The sequence below is a fragment of the Microbacterium sp. TPD7012 genome, assembly GCF_003075395.1.
Taxonomy (GTDB): Bacteria; Actinomycetota; Actinomycetes; order Actinomycetales; family Microbacteriaceae; genus Microbacterium.
Window position 1 is genome coordinate 1 of the sequence record NZ_QDFV01000004.1, and the last position, 26056, is coordinate 26056.

Below are 26056 nucleotides of genomic sequence, written 5' to 3' on the forward strand. Positions count from 1 at the left end.
CGCCTCCCCTCGCGGCCCCCGCGCCGACGGTAGCCGGGGGCGGTGAGCGCGATGGTCGAGTCGGTCGCGGGCGCGGGGGCCGCGAGGGGAGGCGTCTGGATGCTCATGCGGGGTCATCCTCGTAGTGGACGAACTTCTTCTGCGCACCGAACTGGATCGCCGTGATGACGAGGGTGAGCACGAGCAGGATGATGCTCGCCGCACTCGACAGACCGAACTCGAACCGCCCGAAGCCCAGATCGAAGATGTGATAGACGATCGTGCGGGTCGCGTTGTCGGGTCCGCCGCCGGAGACGAGCACGTACACCGTGTCGAAGGTCTGCAGCGACGAGATGAAGGCGATCACCGACGAGAAGAACACGATCGGCGAGAGCAGGGGCAGGCGGATGCTGGTGAASAGTGCGCCACTCGCCGGCTCCGTCGATGCGGGCCGCGTCGAAGAGCTCGTCCGGCATGTCCATCACGAACTGCCGGATCAGGAACACGGCCTGCGCGTTCGCGAGCGTCGGCAGGATCAGGCCCCACAGGGTGTTCACGCCTCCCGCTCCGGCGACGAGGATGAACGTCGGGATCAGCGTCGCCTGCATCGGGACCATGAGGGTCGCGATGATCGACCACAGCAGGGCGTTGCGCCCCGGGAACCGCTTGCGGGCGAGGGCGTACGCGGCCATCGCCGCGGTGAAGAGCACGATGACGACCGAGACGACCGAGTACACGACGGAGTTCCACACCCAGAGCGGGAACTCGCCGACGCGGAAGATCCGGATGATGTTGTCGAAGGTGAGCGCCTCGGGGATCGCATGCGGGATCGTCGGTGCGTCCGCCGGCGACAGCGCGAGGATCACGACCGCGATCAGCGGGGCGACGGTGAACAGCGAGATCACGATGAGCGCGACCAGGGTCCACGTCTGGCCCGTGCTGCGCCGCCGGCGCGGACGCTTGGTGCCCGGCACGGGCGAGGACGGACGGATGCTGTCCGCGACGGCGGCGGGAGTCATGGCGGTCGAGGTCATGACCGCTCCTTCCTTTCGAAGAATCCCCGCTGGATGAGCGAGAGGACGAGCACGATGACGAACAGCACGATGCCGACCGCCGCCGCGTATCCGAAGTCGAAGAACTTGAAGCCCTGGTCGTACAGGAAGTAGATGAGGCTGTAGCTCGCCCGGGCGGGACCGCCGCCGGTCATCACGTAGATCGTGTCGAACACCTGGAATCCGACGATCGTCTCGATCACGAGGACGAAGAAGAGCACCGGCTTGAGGAGGGGGAGCGTGATGTGCCAGAACGACTTCCACGGTCCCGCTCCGTCGATGGTCGCCGCCTCGTGCACCTCGGCGGGCTGCGCCTTGAGGCCCGCGAGGAAGATGAGCATGGAGTACCCGAAGCCCTTCCAGACGGCGACGAGCGCGAGGCTCGCCAGCACGAGCCACTGGTCGCCGGTGAGGAACGGCACCGGCTCCAGTCCGACCGAGGTGATCACGGTGTTCAGCGGGCCGTCGGAGGCGAAGATCCACTTCCAGACGATGCCGGCGAGCACGAAGGAGCTCAGGTAGGGAACGAAGAGCAGGGCGCGGAACAGCCCGCTCAGTCGCAGCAGCCGGTTCAGCAGCACGGCCCCGGCGAGCGAGACCACGATGATCAGCGGCACGAAGAAGACGACGTAGAGCAGCGTGACCCACAGGCTCTGCCAGAAGTGCGGATCGGCGAACAGCCGTGTGTAGTTGTCGACGCCGAGGAACTCGATGTCGCCGTTGAGCCGGTACCGGGTCAGGCTCATCGCCCCGGCTCCCGCGATCGGGAGGAACTTGAACAGGGCGAAGATCGCGAGGGTGGGCAGGACGAACAGGATGCCGGCCAGCGCCTCGCGGCGGCGAGCGGTGCGGCCCGCAGCGGCACGGGTGCCGGTGGTGCGGCGCGGTGCGGTGGTGACGGACATGGCGTCCTCTCGGGTGGGTGTGCGGGGGCCGGAGCCCCCGCACGGTGTCGGCGGGAAGGGTCAGGAGCGGTCGAGGACGGCCTGCGCCTCTTCGGCGGCCTTCTCGAGAGCATCCTTCGCGGAGAGGTCGCCGCGCAGAGCCGACTGGATGTACGGGGCGAGCACGGCCATCACCTGGCGGGCGGCCGGGTTGGGCTCGCCGGGGTTCGCGACCTTCAGAGCCGCTTCGTACGCCGCCCTGTCCGCCTCAGGGCCGGCGATCTCGACGTCTGTCCGGGACGGGAAGTTGCCCGCCGCGGCGTTGAGCTCGGTCTGGAAGTCCCTCGAGGTCAGGAAGGCGAGCACGGACGACGCGGCCGCCCTGTTCTCGCTCTTGTTGATCGACGTGAGGGACAGCAGGCCGGGGTTGCCGTACGTGGCCTGCGTCTCGCCCTCCAGAGGCGGGCCCACCACGACGTTCTCCTCGCCGAGGGCCGCACGCATCTGCGCCAGCTCCGACGGCTGCGTGGTGGGGCGGATGCCGACGGTGCCGGCCGCGAGCGGCGAGCCCTCGATGCCGACCGACTGGGTGGCGGCGTCCGCGGGGAGGCCGCCCTCCTTCTGCAGCTCGACGAGGAACTCGAGCGCCTCGATGCCCTCCTTCGAGTCGAAGGCGATCTCGGTCCCGTCGTCGGAGAACACCGTGCCGCCCGCCTGCCAGAGGAACGGGTAGAAGCTGAGGTTCAGCGTCTGCTCCGGCGTGCCCAGGTAGTCCATCACAGCGATGCCGCTGTCGGCGAGGACGGGGGCCGCCTCGCGGATCTCGTCCCAGGTCGTCGGCGGTTCGAGACCCGCCTCATCGAACACCGTCTTGTTGTAGGCGGTCGTGAAGACGTTCTGGAACAGCGGGACGCCGTACAGCTCGTCCTCGAACGTCGCGGCCTCCAACGTGGCAGGGAAGAACGCGTCGCGCTCGTCTTCGATGGCGTCGTCGACGGGGAGCAGGCCACCCACGTTGAGGTAGGTGGCCGCCTGATCGGGGGTGATCAGGACGATGTCCGGACCGGAGTTCGCGGCGAGCGCGGCAGAGATCTGCTCGTCGCGCTTGTCGAAGGTCTGCAGCTCGATGGTGAGGTCGACGTCGGGGAACTCCTTCTCGTAGTCGGCCTCGGCGGTCTCCCAGAAGTCCTTGCTGGCGGCCTCGTCGCGGATCACCGGGTACATCCAGAGGGTGACCTCGCCCTTCAGGGCTGCGTCGTCGCCGCCGGCGCCGGCGTCGGTGTCGGCAGCGGGGGTGGAGCAGGCGGTGAGGGCGAGTGCGGCGACGGCGGTGACGGCCGCCGCTCGGGCGATGCGGTGCTTCATTGCAGTGATCTCTCTCTCGGGTGGGGGTCAGGTGCGAGCGCCGATGGACGCCGCGGAGTGCGTGCGCGCGATCTGCTCGAGGGTGGTCAGGGCGAGGGCATGGCGGGGGGAGGCCGGGCGGGACAGCAGAGGATCCTCGGTGTCCCGCATCCAGGTCCACAGGGCGTCGGCGAACGCGGCGACCCGTTCCCTCCAGGCGGGGTCGTCGATGAGGTTGACGAGCTCGTCGGGGTCGGCGGCGAGATCGTAGAACTCCATGACCGCGCTCGTCCCGATGGTCGGTCCCGTCAGATCGACGGGGATGCTGCGGTGCATCCACGACTGGGTCGGGTCCATCGCGCGCGGCGCGTTGGACAGGTTGAGGATCAGCTTCGCATCGGCGGAGCGGACGGAGCGCTTCGGGTCGAAGTAGGTGTGATAGCTCAGCTGCCCGTAGGTGAAGGGTCGGGCGGGCGCATCCTGCTCGACCAGGCTCACCAGGCTCGTCCCGGCGATGTCGGCGGAGGGGGCGGATGCCGTGAGCTCCAGGAGCGTGGGCACGACGTCGACGTGGCTCACGAGCCCGGTGATGCGCCGCGCCGTCCAGGCGGGGCGGCCGGGCACACGCAGGAAGAGGGCGACTCCCACGCCCGCGTCATAGAGCGTGCACTTCGCCCGGGGGAGGGCCAGGCCGTGGTCGGTCGTGAAGACCACGACCGTGTCGTCCGCGAGGCCCAGACGCTCCAGCTCGGAGAGGATCGCGCCCACGCCCTCGTCCATGTGGCGGACGGCGCCCTGCAGCTCGGCGATCTCCTCCTGGGCGTCGGCGGTGTCGCTCAGGTACGACGGGACGGAGACCCCGTTCGCCGAGTCCGGCTCGACGCGATCGCCGAGGAAGCCCATGATCCCTGCGCGGTCGCGGGCGGAGGGGCTGCGGTGGGGCTCGTGGAATCCCACCTGGAGATAGAACGGCCGGTCGGATGCCGAGGCGCGCTGCAGCGCGTCGATGGCGCGCTCGACGACGACGTCACGGTCGCCTCCCGTGCGCACCCGGTCGAAGCCGAGTCGTGCGGCGAGCTCCTCGTCGGGGAGCGCGCGCGATTCGTGATGCACGCCGATCAGCTCGGTGCGGTAGCCGGTGCGGTTGAGTCGATGCGCGAGGTGGGTGGTCGGATCGACGAGGTCCCAGCCGAAGGGCTCGTGCGTGAGGCCGAGCACGCCGTGGCGCTGCGGGTACGCGCCGGTGAAGAGCGATGCGCGTGCCGGGCTGCAGTGCGGGGATGTGGCGAACGCCGCATCGAACACCGTCGACTCGGCAGCGAGCGCGTCGAGGTGCGGTGTCGTCACCGTGGTCACGCCGTAGGCCCCGAGGAAGCGGCCGAGGTCGTGGCAGTGCAGGAGCAGGATGCTGCGCGCCATGCTCAGCCCATCCTCTCGAGTGCGTCGGCGGCCACCCGGTGCTGCAGGTCCTCGTCGGCGAGGAAGCGGGCGATCTCGCCGATCACGATCCGTCCTGCACGCGCACGCGACTCCTTGGTCGCTCCGGAGACGTGACCGGTGAGCAGGGCGTTGGGCAGCGAGCGCCAGCGGTCGTCGTCCGGGAGCGGCTCGCTCTCGAACACGTCGAGGGCGGCGTCGAGCCGGCCGGAGGCGACCTCGTCGAACAGCGCGTCCATGTCGACGAGCGACGCGCGCGCCGTGTTGACGAGTGCCGCACCGTCCGGCATCGCCGCGAGCTCGCGGCGTCCGATCATCCCTGCGGTCTCCGCCGTGGCGGGGGCGTGGATCGCGACGACGTCGCTGGACGACAGGAGCTCGTCGAGGGGTGCCGCCAGCGTGCTGAGCGGGTCGTCTTCCCGCAGGTACGGGTCGAAGACCTGGACGTCGGCGCCGAGCGCCGTGCACATCCTGATGTATTCGCGGCCGGTGCGCGACGCGCCGATCACCCCGATGCGGCATCCGCTGATCTCCCTGGCGCGGGCGATGTCACGGGCCGCGGCCCACGTAGTGCCGTTGCGCAGGGCATGGTCCATGCGGTGCACGCGGCGCAGGAGGGAGAGGGTCAGGGTGAGCGACATCTCCGCCACGGCGGGTGACATCGCGGCGCCCGCCTGCGAGATCGGGATGCCGGAGGCCCAGAACTCGTCGCTCACGATGCCCCGCACCGACGAGGCCGCGTTCACGACGAGCCGCAGCCGCGGCATCCGGGCGAGCATGTCGGCGTCGAGTCGGGGGAAGCCCCAGGCCACGACCGCGATCTCGGCGAGCGAGACGGCATCGGAGCTGCGCGCGTCTTCCGGCTCGACGATGTCGATGCCGGCCGCGTGGAGCGAGAGGTCCTCGAGCGCCCCTGCCGGGAAGAACGCCGCACGCTCGGCGCTCCCGACGCTCAGCAGCAGCCTCGACACGCGGCTCTGCGGGTATGGGTCCGCCCGGACATCATCGTTCGACATGCCAGGAAGTCAATCAGCCGTGATTCGTTTTGTCAATGACAAAAATAATAGAATGAGAGCATCGGCTGAACGATGAGGAGCGGCGATGGTGCACGGGGTCATGGATGTCCGGCTGCTGGCGCGCGTGGGGAGCAAGGCTCTCATCCGCGAGATCAATGAGGCCCTCGTGCTGGATGTGGTCCGTCGCAGCGGCACGACCTCGCGCGCCGAGGTCACGAGCGTCACCGGCCTCAGCCCCGCGACGGTGACGGGGATCACCAGCCAGCTCGTCCGCGATGGACTGCTGATCGAGAGCGAGATGCTGCGGGGGACGGGAGGGCGCCCCGCTCGGCTCATCGAGCTCGGGCGCGATGCGGTGGTCGCGGCGGGCGTCCGTCTCTCGCCGGACGGCGTCGAGGTAGCCCTGGTCGACCTGAGAGGCGACGTCGTCTCCACGCGCACGGCCCCGTTGACCGCGACTGATCCGGAGTCCGCCGCCGATGCGGTCGTCGCGATCGTGGATGCCGTCGCGGCAGAGCATCCGGCATCCGCACTCCGCGGCATCAGCATCGCGCTGTCCGGGATCGTGGATCGCCCGCGCGGGATCGTCCGCCACAGCGGCGCGCTCGGCTGGCAGGATGTGCCGTTCGCGCGGATGGTCGAGGACCGCAGCTCCGGGCGCGTGGTGATCGACAGCCTGGTGAACAGCTTCACCGCGGGGCTCGTCCTCCTCGACGCGGATCTCGCGGAGCGCGACGTGATCGTCGTCAGCGTGGGGGTGAGCCTCGGGGCATCGATGCTGGTCCACGGGCGCATCCACCGCGGGTTCGGGGGATCGGCCGGCGGATTCGCGCACTCCGCCCTCGGCGATCGGGACGGCGGTCGGCCGTGTCACTGCGGCGGCTCCGGGTGCCTGGAGACCTGGAGCAGTGTGTGGGGCATGCAGCGCGAATCCGAGCGGCGCGGGGGTGCGGCCGATCTCACCGAGAAGGTGGCGCAGGACGTGCTGGCCGAAGGCGGCCGCCAGCTCGGCATCGCGCTCGCCAATGCCGGGAAGATGTTCGGCCCCGAGCGCATCGTGCTGGTGCTCTCGCCCGAGGTACGGGTCCCGGCCTTCCGGGAGAGCTGCGAGCAGGCGCTCGTCGGCGAGTACGTCTACGGCGACGGCACCGCTCCCGGGCTCGTGACCGTGGCGGCCGACAGCGACGTCTTCGCGCGCGGCGCCGGATATGACATGGTCACCGAGCTCTTCACCACGGATCGCGCCGACCCCCGCTGAGGCTGGCTGACGGGCGAGCGCGGGTGTCAGGAGGTGGGCAGGTGCCGCTTGAGGAATCGTCGGATGGTGGATATCTGGATCCGTGTGATCGGCAGCGACTCGGCTCTCTGATCCAGGATGACCGCGTCGAGGAGGTTCGCCTCCAGCAATGCCTGCACGAAGTCATGCTCGAACGGAACGACCCGCCCTCGCCAGCCCTCAGGGAGGATCGCGGTCGCGACACTGACCCCTTGGGCGTAGTAGCCGTGCGTTTGGTCGAACATCGACAACTCGCCGATGGCTCCATCGAGACGATCGGCGAGCAGGTCCCGCTCGTCGTTCCAGAAGGCGATGTCCGCTTCGCGAGAGACCATCGCGAGCGGCGGGAGGTCGTGCTCTGCGAACGCTCCGTGGATCGCTTGACTTCCGATCACGAGGATCTCCGGATCGGCGATGCGTGCCGCAGCGCGGAGAAGGTGAGCAAGATCCGCGCGTCTCATCGTCTGGAAGCCGAGTCGCGGAAGGCATCCAGCACCTGCTGCCGGTCATGGTCGGACAGGACGCCGGCGAACGGGGAGTTCTGGCGGAGTTCGCGAGCGTGGACGGTGTCCGACGTGAGCGCGCGGAGAACGCCGAACAGCGGTCCCTCGAGAAGATCCGCCCACTCCTTGGTCCATCGATTCGGTCGTGCGGTCTCCGCGAGCGTGGTGTGTGCGGCTTCGAGAGTGCGCCTCGGATCTCGCACCAGCTCGCCTGCGACGGCGATTCCCAACCAGAGACTGCGCTCCTGATCTCGCGTCGATCGCACGGAGGCGCTGCGGACGGCGAGGAGGTCGCCTCGGCGCACGCGGCGGTGCGTGCCGATTCTCGTAGCAGGAAGGTCGCCGCGGTCGATCAGATTGACCACATGTTGGCGGGATGCTCCGAGCAGTGCAGCCGCCTCGCCGGTGGTGAGCAGCTCGTCGCCGTCCAACGCGTCTGTGAGCGAATGAAAAGAGTCGCGCATGTCGTCAGGCTTCCAGATAAACACCAAAAACGCAATATATAACCACATATAGCGATTTTGGTGCTTGCTTCCTGGATCGCAGGTTGCTCGCGCGCGCCGTGTCCGCGTCGGCCCGACCCCCTCGGCTCGCCAGCGATGCATGCGTATGCCAGACTTCGACGGAGGCGCGGCGAGCGCGCCGATCGAGGAGTGACATGGCCGACCGCATCCTGACCACGCACGTCGGATCCCTGCCGCGCAGCGCTGCCGTGACCGATCTGGTCTTCGCGCAGGAGCGTGGCGACGCCGTCGATGCGGCGCAGTTCGACGCGGTGATCGGTGCCGCGGTCGAGGAGTGCGTCGGTCGGCAGGCAGCCGCGGGGATCGACCTCGTCTCGGACGGCGAGATGTCGAAGATCTCCTACGCGACCTACATCAAGGACCGCATCACGGGGTTCGACGGGGACAGTCCGCGCACACCGCCGGCCGACCTGGAGGAGTTCCCCGGGTTCCTGCGGCGGCAGGCGAGCAGCGGAGGCACGCCCACGTACCGCCGGCCCTGCTGCGTCGGGCCGATCGCCCCGAAGACGCTCGCGCCGCTGGAGGCCGATCTGCAGCATCTGCAGGCGGCGGTCGACCGGAACCGCCCCACGGGCGCGTTCATGAATGCGGCGTCGCCGGGGGTGATCGCGCTGTTCCAGCCGGATCGGCACTACGGCGATGAAGACGCGTACCTCGAGGCGCTGGCCGAGGCCATGCGTCCGGAGTACGAGGCGATCGTGGCCGCCGGGTTCATCCTCCAGTTGGACAGCCCCGACATCGGGCTCGGCCGTCACATGACGTACAAGGACCGGACGGATGCCGAGTACCTGCGGGTCGTCGAGCGACACGTCGAGGTGCTCGACCACGCGCTGCGCGACGTGCCGGCCGACCGGGTGCGGATGCACGTCTGCTGGGGCAACTACGAGGGGCCGCACCACCGCGACATCGAGATGCGCACCATCCTCCCGGCCCTGATGAAGGCCAAGCCCCAGGGGCTGCTCTTCGAGGCGTCGAATCCCCGCCACCAGCACGACTGGCAGGCGTTCCGCGATCTCGCGCATCTCGTGCCCGACGACCGCGTGCTCATCCCCGGGGTGATCGACTCGACGACGAACTTCATCGAGCACCCCGAGGTGGTCGCTCAGCGCATCGAGCAGTTCGCCGCCCTCGTGGGCCCGGAGCGCGTGATCGCCGGATCCGACTGCGGGTTCTCGACCTTCGCCGGATTCGGCGCCGTCGACCCGGACATCGTCTACGCCAAGCTCGAGACCCTGTCGGCCGGGGCGGCGATCGCGAGCGCGCGGCTGTAGCAACGGGCGGGTTGCGGCATCCGACCGGTTCGTGCCATGATCTCGGAAAGCGCTTACCCACCTCGGGGCGCACCCACTTCCAGAGAACGGACCATCACCATGACACAGACCCCCACCCGCGAGATCGGGATCATCATGAACGGCGTCTCCGGGCGCATGGGCTACCGGCAGCACCTGGTGCGCTCGATCCTCGCCATCCGCGAAGAAGGCGGCATCGAGCTGCCCGACGGCTCCCGCATCACGGTGAAGCCGATCCTCGTGGGACGCAGCGAGGCCAAGCTCGCCGAGCTCGCCGCGAAGCACGGCATCGAGGACTGGACGACCGACCTCGACGCCGCCCTCGCCGACCCGCAGTGGGAGATCTACGCCGACTTCCTCGTGACCAAGGCGCGTGCCACGGCGATCCGCAAGGCCATCGCCGCCGGCAAGGCGATCTACACCGAGAAGCCGACCGCCGAGTCGCTCGACGAGGCGCTCGAGCTCGCCCGCCTCGCCGAGAGCGCGGGCGTCAAGACGGGTGTCGTGCACGACAAGCTCTACCTCCCCGGTCTGCAGAAGCTCAAGCGCCTGATCGACTCCGGGTTCTTCGGACGCATCCTCTCGGTCCGCGGCGAGTTCGGCTACTGGGTCTTCGAGGGCGACTGGCAGCCCGCCCAGCGCCCGAGCTGGAACTACCGCACCGAAGACGGCGGCGGCATCATCAGCGACATGTTCCCGCACTGGAACTACGTGCTCGAGAACCTGTTCGGCGAGGTGAAGAGCGTCTACGCGCAGGCGGCGGTGCACATCGCCGATCGCTGGGACGAGAAGGGCGAGCACTACACGGCCACCGCCGAGGACGCCGCGTACGGCATCTTCGAGATCGAGGGCGGCATCATCGCCGAGATCAACTCCTCGTGGACCGTGCGCGTGAACCGCGACGAACTCGTCGAGTTCCAGGTCGACGGCACGCACGGATCCGCGGTGGTCGGCCTCTTCGGCGCCAAGATCCAGCCGCGCAACGCCACGCCCAAGCCGGTGTGGAACCCCGACCTGGAGGACACCCGCGACTACGACGCCGACTGGCAGACCGTGCCGACGAACGAGGTGTTCCTGAACGGCTTCCGCCAGCAGTGGGAGGAGTACCTGGTCTCCTTCGTGGAGGGCACCGACTACCCGTTCGACCTGCTCGCCGGCGCACGCGGGGTGCAGTTCGCCGAGGCCGGCCTGACCTCGAGTGCCGAGGGTCGCAAGATCGCGCTGTCGACCCTGAGCCTGGACTGACCCGATGAGCACTCTCCGACTCCTCGCGGCCGACGGCTCGGTGACGGATGCTGAGCTGAACGCGGGCGGCGCCTTCGCCCGCCCGGCATCCGCTCTGCAGAGCCGCGTGGCCTACGCGGCCGCGCACGTCGTGCCGAAGACCCATGCCGACAACACTCCGGGGCAGCCCGCCGACATCGACTGGGATTCGACGCTCGCCTTCCGGCGGAACGTGTACTCGTGGGGGCTCGGCGTCGCCGACGCCATGGACACCGCCCAGCGGAACATGGGTCTGGATGCCGCGGCGACCCGCGAGCTGATCGCGCGCAGCGCCGAGGTCGCCCGGGAAGAGGGCGGCTCCGTCGTGGTCGGCGTCAACACCGACCATCTCGCTGAGACGCACGTCTCGCTCGAGCAGGTCATCGATGCCTACAAGGAGCAGCTGCACTTCACCGAGGAGCAGGGCGCCGGCCCCGTGCTGATGGCCTCGCGTCACCTCGCGCGGATCGCGACGGGTGCCGACGACTACCGGCGCGTGTACCGGTCGGTGCTCGAGTCGGCGACGGTCCCCGTGGTGCTGCACTGGCTCGGCACGGCATTCGACCCGGAGCTGGCGGGATATTTCGGGGCGGAGGACTGGCAGACGGCATCCGAGGTCCTGCTCGAGGTGATCGGCGAGAACCCGGGCAAGGTCGCGGGCGTCAAGATGAGCCTGCTGAATGCGGAGTCCGAGATCGCGGTGCGCGAGCGCCTCCCGGAGGGCGTGCGCATGTTCACCGGCGACGACTTCAACTACGTGAGCCTCATCGGCGGCTCGTCGGTCGTCGAACGCGGGAGCGAAGCGAGCGCGACGGAACGTCCTGCACGCATCTATTCCGACGCTCTGCTCGGCGCGTTCGCGGCGATTACGCCGGCGGCGTCCGCGGCGATCCAGGCGCTCGACGCCGGCGACCACGAGTCGTACCTGCGCATCCTCGGCCCGACGGAGGAGCTCAGTCGGCAGGTCTTCGCCGCGCCGACGTTCTACTACAAGACGGGTGTCGCCTTCCTGTCCTGGCTCAACGGCCACCAGCCCGCGTTCCAGATGGTCGGCGGCCTGCACTCGGCGCGGAGCCTGCCGCACCTGAGTCGCATCGTCGAGCTCGCGAACGCCTCCCTCGCTCTCGAGGACCCGGAGCTCGCCCGCGAGCGCTGGCACGGGATGCTGCGACTGGACGGAGTGGACGTATGACCGGCCCCGACCCCCGCCTCTCGATCAACCAGGCCACCATCAAGCGCGCCGATCTGGCGACGGCGCTGCGGGTCACCGCGGATGCCGGCATCCAGGCCATCGGCCTCTGGCGCGAGCCGGTGAACGAGGTCGGGCTCGACGTCGCCGCCCGGATGCTGGCGGACTCCGGCCTGCGTTTCACGACGCACTGCCGGGGTGGCTTCTTCACCCTCCCGGCCGGCCCGGCCCGCGACGCCGCGCTCGACGACAATCGCCGGGCGATCGAGGAGACCGCGGCGCTCGCCGCCGCCGGCGCCGACGGATCGACCGCTGTGCTCGTGCTCGTCGCCGGCGGACTTCCCGAGGGGTCGCGCGATCTGATCGGCGCGCGCGAACGGGTGCGCGACGCGATCGGCGCACTGGCCCCCGACGCCGAGGCTGCGGGAGTGACGCTGGCGATCGAGCCGCTGCATCCGATGTACGCGTCCGACCGGGCCGTCGTCTCGACGCTCGGACAGGCGCTCGACATCGCCGCCGACTTCGACCCGGAGGTCGCAGCCGTCGCCGTCGACACGTTCCACATCTGGTGGGATCCGCAGGTGCTCGCGCAGATCGCCCGCGCGGGCCGAGAGGGGCGCATCGCGACGTACCAGGTGTGCGACTGGAGGACGCCGCTCGCCGCGGACGTGCTGCTGTCGCGGCACTACACCGGGGAGGGCGTAATCGACTTCGGCTCGCTGACCCGCGCGGTGATCGAGACCGGGTACGACCGCGACATCGAGGTCGAGCTCTTCAACGCCGACATCTGGGCGGATGCGCCGGAGGACGTCGTGCGCCGGACGGCGGAGACCTTCGCCGCGGCGGTCTCCCCGCACCTGCGCTGAGTTGGGTCGCTGAGCTTGTCGAAGCGTCCCCGGGTCGGCCCTTCGACAGGCTCAGGGACCCAGGGATTCACGAGAGGATGAACGCATGACCGTGATCAGGCCGGGACTGTGCTCGGTGACGTTCCGCGGCCTGACGCCGGAACGGATCATCGCGCTGGCGGCGGATGCCGGGCTCGAGGCGATCGAGTGGGGCGGCGACGTGCACGTGCCTCCGGGCGACATCGCCCGCGCGACGCAGGTGGCGAAGGCGACGACGGATGCCGGGCTGGCCGTCGCCTCGTACGGCTCCTACTTCCGCGCCGGAGCCGACGAGCCTCTCACCCCGGTCCTCGACAGCGCCGAGGCGCTCGGTGCCGATCGCATCCGGATCTGGGCGGGCTCGGTCGGTTCCGGCGAGGCCACGGCGGGCGACCGGGCGGCGGTGGTCGAGCGGCTGCAGGCCGCGGCATCCGAAGCCAGCGCGAGAGGGATCGGTCTCGCCCTCGAGTTCCACTCCGGCACGCTCGCCGACACGGCGCCCGCCACCCTGCGTCTGCTGGACGACGTCGCCGATCCGGGCCTGAGCACCTACTGGCAGCCGACCGTCGACGCATCGGTCGACACCGCGATCGACGAGTATCGGGCGCTCGCCGACCGCACCAGCGCCGTCCATGTCTTCTCCTGGTGGCCGGCGACCGAGCGGCTGCCGCTCCGTGCGCGCGACTCGCTCTGGACCCGGTTCTTCGCCGAGGCGAAGGGTGTCGCGGACCCACCCCGCGACGCGCTGATCGAGTTCGTGCCGGGTGATGATCCGGAGATGCTCCTCGGGGAAGCCGCCGCGCTGCGCGCCTACGTCGGACGGCTCGGGTGAGCGTGCTCCTCCCAGTAGGCTCTCGATCATGAGCGCGTCTTCGCCGCCCCCGGGTCCTGCGTCCGCCTCGCGCGCGGGACGGTCCGCTCGAGGAGCCGCGGCGACGCTGCACGACGTCGCCCGAGCGGCGGGTGTCTCTCTCGCCACGGCCTCGCGGGTCCTGAACGGGTCGGAGCGCAAGGTCGCCGAGTCGTTCCGCGCGCGGGTGGAGGCGGCAGCGGCAGACCTCGGCTACACCGCCAACGTCTCGGCGCAGGCCACCGCCCGCGGGACATCGCCCGTGATCGCGCTGCTCGTCGCCGACATCGCCGACCCCTACTTCGGGTTGATCGCCTCCGGCGTCGCCCGCGGCGCGGATGAGCACGGCCTGGTCGTGACGATCGCGATCACCGAGCGCGACGCCGCGCGGGAGGCCAGGATCGTCCGCGCGCTCCGCGGACAACGACCTCAGGGGCTGATCCTCGCGGCATCGCGCACCGAGGAGCCGATGGAAGCGGAGACCGCACGCGAGCTCGGTGAATACACCAGGCTGGGCGGCCGCACGGTCACGTTCGGCCCGGACGGTCTCGGTGAGCGCCGAGTGGAGATCGACAACAGGGCAGGCGCCGAGGCCCTCGGGCGCCGCATGGCGGAGCTCGGATACCGCACGGCCGTCGTGATCGGCGCGGCAGAGGGCGTGCGCACCTCGGATGAGCGCCTCGACGGTTTCCGCGCGGGCTTCGAGGCCGCGGGGGGAACCGTCGAACGCGTGCTGCGCGGCGACTTCCGACGGGAATCCGGGTCCGCCGCGATGAGCGAGGCCCTCGCCGAGGGTGTGCAGAAAGGGACGCTCGTGTTCGGGATCAGCGATGTGGTGGCGATCGGCGCGATGTCCGCGATCCGCGACGCCGGCAGGCAGGTCGGCGCCGACATCGCCGTCTGCGGCTTCGATGACGTGCCGTCCAGCAGCGACGTCACCCCGGCCCTCACGACCGTGCGGGTGCCCCTGACCGAGGTCGGCTATCAGGCCTTCCGCGCGACGGTCGATCCGGACTGGCAGCAGCCGCCGCTTCCTCTCGAGGTCGTCGTGCGCGCGAGCACGCCGGAGGCGACGGCATGACCCGGATCGTGCTGGCTCCGGACAGCTTCAAGGGGACGATCACGGCGGTGGATGCCGCTGTCGCCCTGCAGGCCGGATGGACCGAGGTCGACCCCGGCGCGGAGTTCGTGCACCGCCCGATGGCGGACGGCGGCGAAGGAACGATCGCGGCCTTCGAGGCGGCGGTTCCCGGCTCCCGGCGCATGCCCGTCACGGTCGAGGGACCCACCGGCGCGGACATCGACACGTCGTGGCTGCTTCTGCCGCCGACCGCCGACGCGGCAGGCGGGACCGCCGTGATCGATCTCGCCTCGACGTCGGGCATCGAGCTGCTCGACACGCTCCGCCCCTGGGATGCCGACACGACCGGCTTCGGGCAGGCGATCGCCGCCGCTCTCGACCACGGCGTCTCGCGGGTCGTCGTCGGCATCGGGTCCAGCGGCTCGACGGACGGCGGGACCGGGATGCTCGCAGCTCTCGGCGCCCGATTCCTCGATGCCGCGGGCGCCCCCGTCGCGCGAGGTGCCCGTGGGCTCGCCGACATCGCCTCGATCGATCTGTCGGGTCTGCGCGCCGCGCCCGACGTGCGCGTGCTCACCGACGTCACCAACCCCCTGGTCGGCCCGCGTGGCGCGTCCGCCGTCTTCGGCCCGCAGAAGGGGCTGAACTCCGTCGCCGACATCACTCTCGCCGACCGTGGGCTCGGGCAGCTCGCGGCACTCCTCGGGCTCGACGCGGATCTGCCCGGCACGGGCGCTGCCGGCGGCACAGGAGGGGCGCTCGTCGTCTGGGGAGGCGTGCTCGCCCCCGGAGCCGCCGAGGTGGCGGAGCTCATCGGCCTCGCCGATGCGATCGCCGACGCCGACGTGGTCATCACCGGCGAGGGCTCGTACGACGGTCAGTCCGGCGACGGCAAGGTCCCGTCGTTCATCGCCTCGCTCGCCGCGGAGGCCGGTGCCAGGGCGATGCTCGCCGCGGGACGCATCACCGCCGATTCCGACACCAGCCTGTTCACGGCATCCGCTTCGCTCACCGACCTGGCGGGATCCTCGGATGCCGCCCTCGCCGAGCCCGCCCGCTGGCTGCGCGAGGCCGGCGCGGCCCTCGCCCGCAGGAGCTAGCCGCCGAGTGCCGCCGACACGACCGCACGGGCCTCGGCCTGCACCTCGGCGAGGTGCTCGGGGCCGCGCAGGCTCTCGGCGTACAGCTTGTAGACGTCTTCCGTACCCGACGGGCGCGCCGCGAACCAGGCGTGCTCGGTCTGCACCTTGAGACCGCCGATCGCCGCACCGTTGCCCGGCGCGTGCGACAGCTTCGCCGTGATCTCCTCGCCGGCGAGCGACGTCGCGGTCACGGCATCCGGCGCCAGCTTCGACAGCGTCGCCTTCTGGTCGGGGGTCGCGGGGGCGTCGACGCGCTGATAGGCCGAGGAGCCGAAGGCCTGCTCGAGCTCGGCGTAGCGCTCCGAGGGGGTCTTGCCCGTCACGGCGATGATCTCGGCCGCGAGCAGGCACAGCAGGATGCCGTCCTTGTCGGTCGACCAGACGGATCCGTCCTTGCGGAGGAACGACGCCCCCGCGGACTCCTCGCCGCCGAACGCGACGGAGCCGTCGAGCAGACCCGGCACGAACCACTTGAACCCGACGGGCACCTCCAGCAGGCGCCGGCCGAGCGACTCCGCGACGCGGTCGATGATCATCGACGACACGAGGGTCTTGCCGATGGCCGCATCCCGCGGCCACTTGTTCCGGTGCGAGAACAGGTAGTCGATCGCGACCGCGAGGTAATGGTTCGGGTTCATCAGGCCCGCATCCGGGGTGACGATGCCGTGCCGGTCGGCGTCGGCGTCGTTACCCGTGAGCACGTCGTAATCGCCCTTCTTGGCGACCAGCGACGCCATCGCCGACGGCGACGACGGATCCATCCGGATCTTCTCGTCCCAGTCGAGCGTCATGAATCGCCAGGTCGGGTCGACCTCGGGGTTGACGACCGTGAGGTCGAGGTCATGGACCTCGGCGATCAGCGCCCAGTACTCGACGGATGCTCCGCCGAGGGGATCGGCGCCGATGCGCACGCCCGCGCGGCGGATCGCGTCGATGTCGATGATCGAGGGAAGGTCGCGCACGTACGCGTCGCGGAAGTCGTAGCCGGTGATCGCGTCCCAGTCGACGTCGGCGAAGCGCTCGCGCTTCACGCCCTCGAGTCCGTTCGCGATCAGCTCGTTGGCACGGTCGGCGATCCAGCCCGTGGCATCCGTGTCGGCGGGGCCGCCGTGCGGCGGGTTGTACTTGAAGCCGCCGTCGCGCGGCGGGTTGTGCGACGGCGTCACCACGATGCCGTCGGCGCGGCCCGCATTGCCCTCGGCCGGTCCGAGGACCCGGTTGTACGTGAGGATCGCGTGGCTGAGCGCCGGAGTCGGAACCCACGCGTCGCGCGAGTCGACGCGCACGTCGACGCCGTTGGCGAGGAGCACCTCGATCGCGCTGCGCTCGGCGGGCAGCGACAGGGCGTGGGTGTCGCGACCGAGGAACAGTGGGCCGGTGATGCCCTGCGAGGCGCGGTAGTCGACGATCGCCTGCGTGGTGGCGAGGATGTGCGTCTCGTTGAAGCTGTTCGACAGCGAAGAGCCGCGGTGGCCGCTGGTGCCGAAGACGACCCGTTCGGCGGCGACCTCCGGGTTCGGCACGCGGTCGTAGTAGGCGGCGATCAGCTCGTCGACGTCGATCAGGTCAGTGTCCTCCGCGGGGAGGCCGGCACGGCTCGTCATCCCCACAGTCTGCCCTCTGATCGCGGGGACCGCATCCGTCTTGACATCCGAACGTCCGTTTCGACACCGGGGGATAGGCTGAACGCCGTGACTGAACGCCGCACCTACAGCTATCTCGGCCCTGCCGGAACCTTCACGGAGGCGGCACTCGACCAGGTCGCCGAGGCGCGAGGGCAGGACTGGCGCCCCGTGCACAACGTGGGCGAGGCGCTGGACGACGTGCTCGAGGGGCGCAGCGATGCGGCGATGATCGCGATCGAGAACTCGATCGAGGGCGGTGTCTCCACCACTCAGGATGCGCTGGCGACACTCCCGGGTCTGCGGATCATCGGCGAGTACCTCGTGCAGGTGAACTTCGTGCTCGTCGCCCCGCGGGGCACCACGCTCGACCAGGTCGAGGTCATCGCGGCGCACCCGGTCGCCTACGCGCAGTGCCATGGCTGGCTCGGCGCGCACGTGCCGTCGCACTCGCACGTGCCGGCGGCCAGCAACGTGGCGTCCGCGATCGGCGTGCTCGACGGCACGCTTCCGGCGCAGGCCGCCATCGCGGCGCCCGGCATCGTGAAGCACTACGACGTCGACGTGCTGGCCGAGGGCATCGGCGACAACGCGCAGGCCGTGACGCGCTTCGTGCTCGTCACCCGCACCACGACGCCGCCCGAGCCGACCGGTGCCGACAAGACCTCGCTCATCGTCGAGCTCCCGCATGACCACCCCGGATCGCTCCTCGAGATGCTCGAGCAGTTCTCGACGCGCGGCATCAACCTGTCGCTGATCGAGTCGCGGCCGATCGGCGACGAACTCGGCCGCTACCGGTTCGTGATCGACGCCGACGGCCACATCGAGCATGAGCGGATGGCGGACGCCCTGCTCGGCATCCGCCGATTCAGCCCGCGCGTCGTCTTCCTCGGCTCCTACCCCCGCGCGGATCGGCAGATCGTGCAGTACCCCGATCGCTACGCCGACGATGTGTTCGTCGAAGCGCGCGACTGGCTGCGCGGCATCCTCTCGGGCGAGCCCGAGGCCTGACCCTCGGGCGCCGGGCGGGCGACGGGTCAGTGCTCCTGGAAGCGCGGCCAGTCGCTGCCCGGCGCCATGTGGGAGTGCAGGGCGCCCTTGGCGGATGCGAGGCTCGGGTACGTGCCCGTCGCGGCATCCGATCCCGTCATCGTGACGACGTAGCCGTCTTCGTCGTGGCGGATGCTGCCGACCACTCCGTTCGATCCGTAGGCGACCCAGAGGGCGAGGGTCTTGGTGCTGCTCATCGTCGGAACTCCTTCCACTGCCATGACACGGCCGGTGACCGTGCTCGTGACGCTACGCCTCGCGCACGCCGAGCACCAGGCCTTGACAGGGCGCTCCGGGGCACTCCGAGTCACTCCGGGGAGATGCTCACCAGGGCGCGCTTGAACTCGGGCATGGCCGAATGGGGGTCGACGCGGTCGTCGGTCAGCAGGTTCGCGCTGCCGGCATCCGGGTAGTGGAAGGGCAGGAACACGGTGTCCGGACGGATGTCGCGCGTCAGCTCGGCACGCGCGGTGACGCTGCCGCGGTGGTTCGCGATGCGGAGGCCGTCGCCCTCGCCGATGCCGTGCTGCCGGGCCGTGGCGGGATGCAGCTGCGCGATGAGCGCCGGGCGCTTGGCGGTGAGCTCGGTGACGCGGCGGGTCTGCGTGCCGCTCTGATACTGCTCGAGCAGTCGCCCCGTGACGAGGTTGAGCCGGCCTCCGTCCGCCGCCTCGTGCTCGCGGGCCCGCACCGCGACCAGCCGCGCGCGGCCGTCGGGGTGGGCGAAGCGGTCGGCGAAGAGACGCGGTGTGCCGAGGCTGCCGACCGGGAAGGGCCAGTGCGCCTCGACCCCGAGGTCGAGCAGGGCATGGCTGAGGCCGGAGTAGTCGGCGGGGCCGCCGGCGGAGGCGCGGGCGAGCTCGTCGAAGACCTCGGACGGTTCGAGACTCCACTCGCCGGGAGCGTCGAGGCGCCGGGCGAGCTCGGCCATGATCCACAGCTCGCTGCGCGCGCCCGCCGGCGCTGCGATGGCCCGCCGGCGCCGGAGCACGCGCCCCTCGAGGTTGGTCATGGTGCCCTCCTCCTCGGCCCACTGCAGCACCGGGAGGACGATGTCGGCCATGCGCGCCGTCTCGGAGAGGAAGAAGTCCGACACCACGAGCAGATCGAGGCGCCCCAGAGACGCGCGGACCGTCGCGACGTTCGGGGAGGAGACCACGACGTTCGAGCCGTGCACGAGCAGCGCCCGCACTCCGCCGGGGAGGCCCGCGCCCTGCAGCAGCTCCACGGCCGGAACGCCAGGCCCGGGGATGTCATCGGGATCCACACCCCACACGGCGGCGACGTGCGCGCGGGCTGCGGGGTCGGTGATCTTGCGGTATCCCGGCAGCTGGTCGGCCTTCTGGCCGTGCTCGCGGCCGCCCTGCCCGTTGCCCTGCCCGGTGAGAGTGCCGTACCCGGAGCCCGGGGTGCCGGGGAGCCCGAGCAGCAGGGCGAGGTTGATCGCGGCGGTCGCGGTGTCGGCGCCGTCGACGTGCTGCTCGACGCCGCGGCCGGTGAGGATGTAGGCGGAGCCTGAGCGGGCGAGCGCGCGGGCGATCTCGCGGATGCGCGTCGCCGGCACACCCGTGATCGTCTCGGCCCGTTCCGGCCACCACGACGATATGGACTGCTGCAGCTGCTCGAGCCCGGAGGTCCGCTGCGCCACGTATCCCGCGTCGTACAGCCGCTCCGCGATCACCACGTGGATGAGGGCGAGCAGAAGGGGCAGGTCGGTGCCGGGCACGGGTTGGAGATGGATGCCGCCGCCGTCGGCGCAGAGGCGGGCCGTCGAGCTGCGTCGGGGATCGACGACGATGAGACCGCCGCGCGCCCTGGCGCCCTGCAGGTGCGAGACGAAGGGCGGCATCGTGTCGCCCACGTTCGACCCGAGCATCAGGATCGTCTCGGCCGTGTCGAGATCGGTCAGCGGGAACGGGAGACCCCGATCGATGCCGAACGAGCGGTTCGCGGCCGCGGCGGCCGACGACATGCAGAAGCGGCCGTTGTAGTCGATCCGTGACGTGCCGAGCGCGATGCGCGCGAACTTGCCCAGCTGATAGGCCTTCTCGTTCGTGAGGCCGCCCCCGCCGAACACCCCGATCGCGTCGCGTCCGTGCTCCGCCGCGATGCCCTGCAGTCGTGCGGCGAGCAGGTCGAGGACGGCATCCCAGTCCGCGGGATGCAGTTCGCCGTCGTCCCCGCGCATCAGCGGGGTCGTCAGCCGGCCGGCGTCGCCGAGAAGCTCGGCCGATGTCCAGCCCTTCTTGCAGAGGCCTCCGCGGTTGGTGGGGAAATCGCGTCCGGCGACGCTGACCGGGAGGGGGCCGTCGGGCGCCGGGGTGAGAGTCATCGCGCACTGCAGCGCGCAGTAGGGGCAGTGGGTGTCGGTCATGCCGTCGCCGCCGCGTGCGCGTGGACGAGTTCGGCGATGCGGGCGCGGCATCCGCCGCATCCGGTGCCGGCACGCGTGCAGCCTCCGACCTCGGCCACCGTGCCGCAGCCGTCGTCGATCGCGTCCTCGACCTGTCCGACCGTCACGTCGTTGCAGATGCAGAGGGTGGCGTCGCGGCCGCTCGCCGTCTCGACCTCGTCGGCGTCGTCGAGGCGGAGCAGCAGCGAGCGATCGGCGGGCAGCTCGCCACCGCGCAGGTACAGCACGCTCAGCTCGGCCGCGGTGCGCGGCATCCCCACGGAGACGAATCCGGTCAGGACCCCGCTGCGGGTCGCCATCTTCACGTAGGTGCCGTGCTCAGGGTCGGCCCACACCGCGATGCCCGGGGCGTCCTCGCCGGCCGGGACGGGCGCGAACGGATCGGCCGAGACGTCGCCGGCCGAGACGAGATCGACGAGCTCGCCCTTGAGCACCACGACACCGGGCTGATCCTCGCGGAACGGAGCGTGATCCTCTGCGGTGTCGAGACCGGCGTCGAGAGCCGCATCGAGCTCGGCGGTGATGCGGGCGGCCAGCCAGGAGGCCTGGCGCCAGCCCGGTCCGACGAGGCCGTTCGGACCGCCGGGCACGCGCTTCTCGTGCAGGTGGAGCTCCGGATCGGCGATGTGGGCGCAGTCGCCGATCGCGTGGATGCGCTGGTCTGTCCACGACCGCAGGTCGCTGTCGACCAGCACGCCGTTCCCGACGCGGAGCCCGGCGTCCTCGGCGAGCTCTGTCCGCGCCCGTACGCCGCACGAGAGCACGAGCAGGTCGCCCTCGATGTGCTTGGCGTCGGAGCTGACGAGTGCGCGGAAGCGGCGCTCTCCGTTCTCGTCCTCGCGGACGATCACGCCCTCGGCGCGGGTGTGCGGCACCAGCGCGACGCCCGCGGATGCCAGGGCGGAGGACAGGACCGAGGCCGAGCCGCGATCGAGCTGCCGCGGCATCGGGATCGGTCCGAAGTGCGCCACGGCCGGTGTCGCGCCCGCATCCGCGAGGAGCATGGCCAGCTCGATGCCGAGCACGCCGGCGCCGAGGACGACCACGCGCCCGCCGCGTTCCACGACCTCGCGCACCTGGGCGGCGTCCGACAGGTCGCGCAGCACGCACACGCCCGTCGTCAGACGTGCGTCGAGGCCGCTGTCGTCCGGGCCCACGGTGTGCAGCCCGTCCAGCGTCGGGATGATCGGCCGGGCGCCCGTGGCGAGCACGAGCCGGTCGTAGGAGACGGCGGACCCGTCGCCGAGGACGACCCGCTGCGCGTCGCGATCGATGCGCTCGGCGCGGGCGCCGAGCCGCAGATCGATCCCCGGCAGGCCGGCCGCCGTGGTGAGCGTGAGCTCGGATGCCGCGACCTCCCCGACGGCGTACTCGCCGATCAGCACGCGGTTGTACGGATCTGCCGTCTCGGCGCCGACCACCGTGACCGTCGCACGGCCGGCGGAGACGAGCGGCAGGAGCTCCTCCGCGAACCGGATGCCGACGGGACCTGCGCCGACGACGACGATCCGCACGATCAGATCCGGTGTCCGGCGAGCGAGGCGCGCGGGATCGCGTAGACGAGGACGGTGATCACGAGCAGCACGACGTAGGCGCCGACGAAGCCCGCGAAGGCCGGAGCGTAGGAGCCGCTCGCGTTCTTCGCGGCGGCCAGCACCTGCGGGATGACGAACCCGCCGTATGCGCCGATCGCCGAGATCAGCCCGAGTGCCGCGGCGGCCTTGCGCTGCGTGCTCACCGTCAGAGGGTCGCCCGCGGTGGCGGCGCCCCGGGCGGCGAACACGTTCGGGATCATCCGGTAGGTCGCGCCGTTGCCGAGGCCGGCGGCGACGAACAGCAGCAGGAAGCATCCGAGGAAGAGCGCGAAGCTGTTCATCTCGAGCGTGAGCAGCAGCGAGAGAGCGCCGGCGATCATCAGGCCGAATGCGGCGATCGTCATGCGCGCCCCGCCGAAGCGGTCGGCGAGCTTGCCGCCGTAGGGGCGGGCGAGCGATCCGACCAGCGCGCCGAGGAACGCGAGCGAGAGCGAGGCGGTGCCGACCTGGAACGACGAGTACTCCGGGAAGGTGTCGGCGATCAGCTTGGGGAACACGCTGGAGAACCCGATGAAGGATCCGAACGTGCCGATGTAGAGCAGGGCCAGCACCCACAGGTGCGGTTCGCGCAGGGCCGCGGCGGCACCCGCGAAGTCGGCCTTCGCGGAGGACAGGTTGTCCATGTAGCGCCAGGCTCCCCAGGCGGCGAGGAGGATGAGCGGGATCCACATCCATCCGGCGAACGACAGGTTGAAGGTCAGGGCGGCGGTGAGTGACACGACGATCGGCACGGCGAGCTGGGCGACCGCGGTGCCGAGGTTGCCGCCGGCGGCGTTCAGACCGAGCGCCCATCCCTTCTCCTTCTGCGGGAAGAAGTAGGTGATGTTCGACATGGAGCTCGCGAAATTGCCGCCGCCGAACCCGGCGAGGGCTGCGACGAGCAGCAGGATGCCGAACGGCGTCTCGGGATTCTGCACCACGACGCCGAGGAGGCCGGCTGGGATCAGCAGCAGCAGGGCGGAGACGATGGTCCAGTTGCGGCCCCCGAACCGTGCGACGAGGAACGTGTACGGGAAACGCAGGGTGGCGCCGACGAGGCTCGGCAGCGAGATGAGCCAGAACGACTCGGTGGTGGTGAGCGTGAAGCCGGCGTTCGGCAGCAGCACGACCACAATGCTCCACAGCTGCCAGACGATGAAGCCGAGGAACTCGGCGAAGATCGACCAGCCGAGGTTGCGGCGGGCGATCGCGCGGCCCTCCGCGGCCCAGAAGACGGCGTCCTCCGGGTTCCAGCCGTCGATCCAGCGACCGTCGCGGCGGGTGAGGGTGGTGGCCGAATCGACCCTGGTGTTTCCGAGCGTCTGAGACATCGCGGCTCCTGGAGTTCGAGAGGAAGAATGCTCCGAACCTAGGGGTCACGTATTTCCCGACTGCTCTTCGGCGATTTCCGGATGATTACTTTTGCATCACACGGGCGAGGACGCCGATGAGAGGTCTTCGCGATCGGCGGGGTCGTTCAGGCGTGATCGTCCGCGGTGCGCCAGCCGGCGGCGAGCTCGCTGATCGCGGCCGCCGCGTCCGCGGCGTCGGTCGGGCTTCCTCCGGCACGGCCGGCCGCCAGCCCGGCGAGGAACGCGCTCAGCGGCGCGGCGGGGCGGGCGACGCCGTGCGCGACGTCGCGAGCCAGGTCGAGGACGAGTGCCGTGTCGACGTCGGAGCGATCCAGACCCAGGCGGGTGCACACCGCCGCGGTCCAGTCCTCCAGGGCGTCGACGGGGAGATGCCGCGGCTGGTCTGTCATGTCGCCTCCTGATCCGTGCGTCCTCGTACCTGAGCGGCCTGAGCGGCTCGCGCTCTCGCACGCTCCAGATCGTCCCATGTGTCGACGTCCGCCGCCAGGTCGCCGGCGTTCACCAGGTCCAGGCGCAGCCCCGAGACGAGGGAGCGGATCGAGGCGTCGCGGCCGCCGTCGGGAAGCGCCTCGACAGCACGGCGCAGCGTGGCGGTGCGGTACCGCCCGATCAGCCACTGCACGCCGTCGGCATCCGCGAGACAGGTCCCGTCGGCGTCACCCGTCGGATGCGCGCGGAGCAGCGCGACCGCCTCCACGGCGCGCGGGGTGTCGGCAGCGAGGACGCAGACCTCCTCCCGGTCGACATGCGCGAGGCCGGCGGCGATCGCGGCCACCGGGCCGCCGAACGCGGGCGTCTCCCGGGTCCAGACGACCTCTGCGCGCACGGATGCCGGCGGTCCGACCACGATGAGGGGATCGCACCACGACACCGCGCGCAGCGCATGATCGAGCAGGGTCTCGCCGTCCACGACGAGCTGCGGCTTGTCGGCTCCGCCCAGACGGGAGGCGCGCCCGCCGGCGAGGATGATCGCGGCGACGCCGCCGGTGGCGTGCGGAAGGGCGGGAGCGGTCATGAGAGCAGCACCACGTCGACCAGGTCGCCGGCGCTCACGGTCGCGACATCCTCCGGAACCACCACGTAGGCCTCCGCCTGCGCCAGTCCGGCCGCCAGGTGCGAACCGGAGCCTCCGGCGGTCGCCGGCCGCACCGTCCAACCCGTCGGATCCCGGTCGATGCGCGCAGGAACGAACTGTCGACGCCCCTGCTTCGTGCGCCATCCGGCCGCGACGGGCAGCCGCATCGTGGGTCGCTGCAGCTCCGCCCGGCCCTGCAGCGCCAGCAGGGCAGGGCGCACGAACGCCTCGAACGACATCGCGACGCTCACCGGGTTTCCGGGAAGGCCGAACACGAGCGCATCGCCGACCCGTCCGAACGCCTGCGGCTCGCCCGGCTGCATGGCCACGGAGACGAAGGCGATCCGGTCGCTCAGCACGCTGCGGACGACCTCGTACGCGCCGGCGCTGACCCCGCCGGACGTCACGACGAGGTCGGCGCCGAGGTCGTCGACGGCACGCGCGAAGGCCGCGTCGAACGCGGCATCCTCGTCGGTCACCGTCGTCACCGAGACGAGGTCGGCGCCGGCCTCCCGGCACGAGGCCGCGAGCAGGATCGAGTTGGACTCGGGGATCTGCCCGCGGGCGAAGACGCCGCCGGGCGGGGCGAGCTCGCTGCCGGTGGAGATGACGGCGACGCGCGGACGCCGCCGCACGTCGACCCGATCCACACCGGATGCCGCGAAGGCGGTCGCCTGCAGGGCGCCCACGACGATGCCGGCAGGAGCGACCTCGTCGCCGGCTCGCACGTCTTCACCGCGTCGCCGGATGTGCGCGCCCTCGCTCCGCGGCGCGCCGGTCACGATCGCGGTGATCGGCGACTGCGCGAATCCGCCGTGGGTGTCCTCCACGGGGATCACCACGGTCGCCGCCGAGGGAACGGGAGCGCCGGTCATGATCCTGGCGACCTCACCCGCAGCGAGGGGCGGATCGACGGGCGAGCCCGCCGGGATGTCGGCGACGATGCGCATCGTCACCGGGTGCTCGGCGTCTGCGGCGGCGACGTCCTCGAGGCGCGCGGCGTAGCCGTCCATGGCCGAGTTGTCGAACAGCGGCACGTCGACGCGGGCGAGCACGGGGGAGGCGAGCGTGCGTCCCACGGCGTCGTCGAGCGACACGGTCACGGCGGGCAGAAGGGCGACGGCCGACAGGACGACCTCGAGGTGCTCCTCCACGGTGCGGCGCATCGCGCGCGCGCCGGACGGGGGAGAGGCGGCGCGCATGGACTCAGCGTACGCCCGGGTCGCCGCCCGTCTC

The 26056-nt window shown here is 70.9% G+C and carries 25 protein-coding genes; 10 read left to right on the plus strand and 15 right to left on the minus strand.

The genetic code is table 11. From position 1 onward, the window contains the following. Nucleotides 1–113: 113 nt before the first annotated feature. On the minus strand, nucleotides 114–623 hold the full coding sequence (locus tag DC434_RS20340; protein ID WP_243408939.1) for an ABC transporter permease subunit: 510 nt from the start codon (nucleotides 621–623) through the stop codon (nucleotides 114–116). Here DC434_RS20340 and DC434_RS20345 point away from each other — a divergent pair. Next, a complete protein-coding gene (locus tag DC434_RS20345; protein WP_243408943.1) occupies nucleotides 529–1050 on the plus strand; it encodes a hypothetical protein in 522 nt (173 codons plus the stop codon). The two genes, DC434_RS20340 and DC434_RS20345, sit on opposite strands and share 95 nt — an antisense overlap. Here DC434_RS20345 and DC434_RS11400 read toward each other — a convergent pair. The 4 genes from DC434_RS11400 to DC434_RS11415 are packed head-to-tail and all read right to left on the minus strand — an operon-like array spanning nucleotide 1010 to nucleotide 5712. After that, nucleotides 1010–1936 carry a sugar ABC transporter permease gene (locus tag DC434_RS11400; RefSeq protein ID WP_116635435.1) on the minus strand — a complete coding sequence of 309 codons (927 nt, stop codon included), beginning with the start codon at nucleotides 1934–1936 and terminating at the stop codon, nucleotides 1010–1012. The two genes, DC434_RS20345 and DC434_RS11400, sit on opposite strands and share 41 nt — an antisense overlap. Nucleotides 1937–1996: 60 nt before the next feature. Further along, nucleotides 1997–3280, minus strand: a complete 1284-nt coding sequence (locus tag DC434_RS11405; RefSeq protein ID WP_116635436.1) for an extracellular solute-binding protein — start codon at nucleotides 3278–3280, stop codon at nucleotides 1997–1999. A gap of 27 nt (nucleotides 3281–3307) precedes the next feature. Then, nucleotides 3308–4678: a sulfatase gene (locus tag DC434_RS11410; RefSeq protein WP_116635437.1), complete on the minus strand. Its 1371-nt coding sequence runs from the start codon at nucleotides 4676–4678 to the stop codon at nucleotides 3308–3310. A gap of 2 nt (nucleotides 4679–4680) precedes the next feature. Then, complete coding sequence (locus DC434_RS11415) at nucleotides 4681–5712, minus strand: hydroxyacid dehydrogenase (RefSeq protein WP_116635438.1); 1032 nt, start codon at nucleotides 5710–5712, stop codon at nucleotides 4681–4683. A gap of 85 nt (nucleotides 5713–5797) precedes the next feature. Here DC434_RS11415 and DC434_RS11420 point away from each other — a divergent pair, with 85 nt between their 5' ends. Continuing rightward, nucleotides 5798–6970, plus strand: a complete 1173-nt coding sequence (locus DC434_RS11420) for an ROK family protein (protein ID WP_116635439.1) — start codon at nucleotides 5798–5800, stop codon at nucleotides 6968–6970. Between the two features lie 26 nt (nucleotides 6971–6996). On the opposite strand, the gene DC434_RS11425 is transcribed toward DC434_RS11420, so the two are convergent. Next, entirely contained in the window at nucleotides 6997–7383 is a 387-nt protein-coding gene (locus DC434_RS11425) for a hypothetical protein (RefSeq protein WP_133192799.1), read from the minus strand. Nucleotides 7384–7445: 62 nt separating this feature from the next. Then, nucleotides 7446–7955 carry a helix-turn-helix domain-containing protein gene (locus DC434_RS11430; protein ID WP_116635441.1) on the minus strand — a complete coding sequence of 170 codons (510 nt, stop codon included), beginning with the start codon at nucleotides 7953–7955 and terminating at the stop codon, nucleotides 7446–7448. Between the two features lie 194 nt (nucleotides 7956–8149). Here DC434_RS11430 and DC434_RS11435 point away from each other — a divergent pair, with 194 nt between their 5' ends. From DC434_RS11435 to DC434_RS11465, 7 genes are all read left to right on the plus strand, one after another. Further along, nucleotides 8150–9286, plus strand: coding sequence for a cobalamin-independent methionine synthase II family protein (locus DC434_RS11435; RefSeq protein WP_116635442.1), 1137 nt, complete (start codon nucleotides 8150–8152; stop codon nucleotides 9284–9286). Between the two features lie 99 nt (nucleotides 9287–9385). Then, nucleotides 9386–10549: a Gfo/Idh/MocA family oxidoreductase gene (locus DC434_RS11440; RefSeq protein ID WP_116635443.1), complete on the plus strand. Its 1164-nt coding sequence runs from the start codon at nucleotides 9386–9388 to the stop codon at nucleotides 10547–10549. Nucleotides 10550–10553: 4 nt separating this feature from the next. Further along, on the plus strand, nucleotides 10554–11759 hold the full coding sequence (locus DC434_RS11445; protein ID WP_116635444.1) for a dihydrodipicolinate synthase family protein: 1206 nt from the start codon (nucleotides 10554–10556) through the stop codon (nucleotides 11757–11759). Then, nucleotides 11756–12622, plus strand: coding sequence for a sugar phosphate isomerase/epimerase family protein (locus DC434_RS11450; protein WP_116635445.1), 867 nt, complete (start codon nucleotides 11756–11758; stop codon nucleotides 12620–12622). Before DC434_RS11445 ends, DC434_RS11450 begins: the two co-directional genes overlap by 4 nt. 85 nt (nucleotides 12623–12707) lie before the next feature. Next, entirely contained in the window at nucleotides 12708–13472 is a 765-nt protein-coding gene (locus tag DC434_RS11455; RefSeq protein WP_243408906.1) for a sugar phosphate isomerase/epimerase, read from the plus strand. 28 nt (nucleotides 13473–13500) lie between these two features. After that, nucleotides 13501–14571 (plus strand): LacI family DNA-binding transcriptional regulator, encoded by a 1071-nt coding sequence (locus DC434_RS11460; protein ID WP_116635446.1) that lies wholly within the window; start codon nucleotides 13501–13503, stop codon nucleotides 14569–14571. Continuing rightward, nucleotides 14568–15671, plus strand: coding sequence for a glycerate kinase (locus DC434_RS11465; RefSeq protein ID WP_116635447.1), 1104 nt, complete (start codon nucleotides 14568–14570; stop codon nucleotides 15669–15671). Before DC434_RS11460 ends, DC434_RS11465 begins: the two co-directional genes overlap by 4 nt. Here DC434_RS11465 and pgm read toward each other — a convergent pair. Then, nucleotides 15668–17317, minus strand: a complete 1650-nt coding sequence (gene pgm, locus DC434_RS11470) for a phosphoglucomutase (alpha-D-glucose-1,6-bisphosphate-dependent) (protein ID WP_116635922.1) — start codon at nucleotides 17315–17317, stop codon at nucleotides 15668–15670. The two genes, DC434_RS11465 and pgm, sit on opposite strands and share 4 nt — an antisense overlap. 78 nt (nucleotides 17318–17395) lie before the next feature. On the opposite strand from pgm, the gene pheA reads away from it, so the two are divergent. Then, nucleotides 17396–18346 (plus strand): prephenate dehydratase, encoded by a 951-nt coding sequence (pheA, locus tag DC434_RS11475; RefSeq protein ID WP_116635923.1) that lies wholly within the window; start codon nucleotides 17396–17398, stop codon nucleotides 18344–18346. 26 nt (nucleotides 18347–18372) lie between these two features. On the opposite strand, the gene DC434_RS11480 is transcribed toward pheA, so the two are convergent. The 7 genes from DC434_RS11480 to glp form a co-directional block, all read right to left on the minus strand. Further along, nucleotides 18373–18582, minus strand: a complete 210-nt coding sequence (locus DC434_RS11480; protein WP_116635448.1) for a methyltransferase — start codon at nucleotides 18580–18582, stop codon at nucleotides 18373–18375. 110 nt (nucleotides 18583–18692) lie between these two features. After that, nucleotides 18693–20759: a molybdopterin oxidoreductase family protein gene (locus DC434_RS11485; RefSeq protein WP_116635924.1), complete on the minus strand. Its 2067-nt coding sequence runs from the start codon at nucleotides 20757–20759 to the stop codon at nucleotides 18693–18695. Beyond that, nucleotides 20756–22312 (minus strand): FAD-dependent oxidoreductase, encoded by a 1557-nt coding sequence (locus DC434_RS11490; protein ID WP_347707149.1) that lies wholly within the window; start codon nucleotides 22310–22312, stop codon nucleotides 20756–20758. The genes DC434_RS11485 and DC434_RS11490 overlap by 4 nt, the downstream gene beginning before the upstream one ends. Nucleotides 22313–22314: 2 nt before the next feature. After that, nucleotides 22315–23703 (minus strand): MFS transporter, encoded by a 1389-nt coding sequence (locus DC434_RS11495; protein ID WP_116635449.1) that lies wholly within the window; start codon nucleotides 23701–23703, stop codon nucleotides 22315–22317. Nucleotides 23704–23849: 146 nt separating this feature from the next. Then, nucleotides 23850–24134 (minus strand): DUF6457 domain-containing protein, encoded by a 285-nt coding sequence (locus DC434_RS11500; protein WP_116635450.1) that lies wholly within the window; start codon nucleotides 24132–24134, stop codon nucleotides 23850–23852. Next, on the minus strand, nucleotides 24131–24760 hold the full coding sequence (locus DC434_RS11505) for a molybdenum cofactor guanylyltransferase (protein ID WP_116635451.1): 630 nt from the start codon (nucleotides 24758–24760) through the stop codon (nucleotides 24131–24133). The genes DC434_RS11500 and DC434_RS11505 overlap by 4 nt, the downstream gene beginning before the upstream one ends. Next, complete coding sequence (gene glp, locus DC434_RS11510) at nucleotides 24757–26022, minus strand: gephyrin-like molybdotransferase Glp (protein WP_243408907.1); 1266 nt, start codon at nucleotides 26020–26022, stop codon at nucleotides 24757–24759. The genes DC434_RS11505 and glp overlap by 4 nt, the downstream gene beginning before the upstream one ends. Nucleotides 26023–26056: the final 34 nt, after the last annotated feature.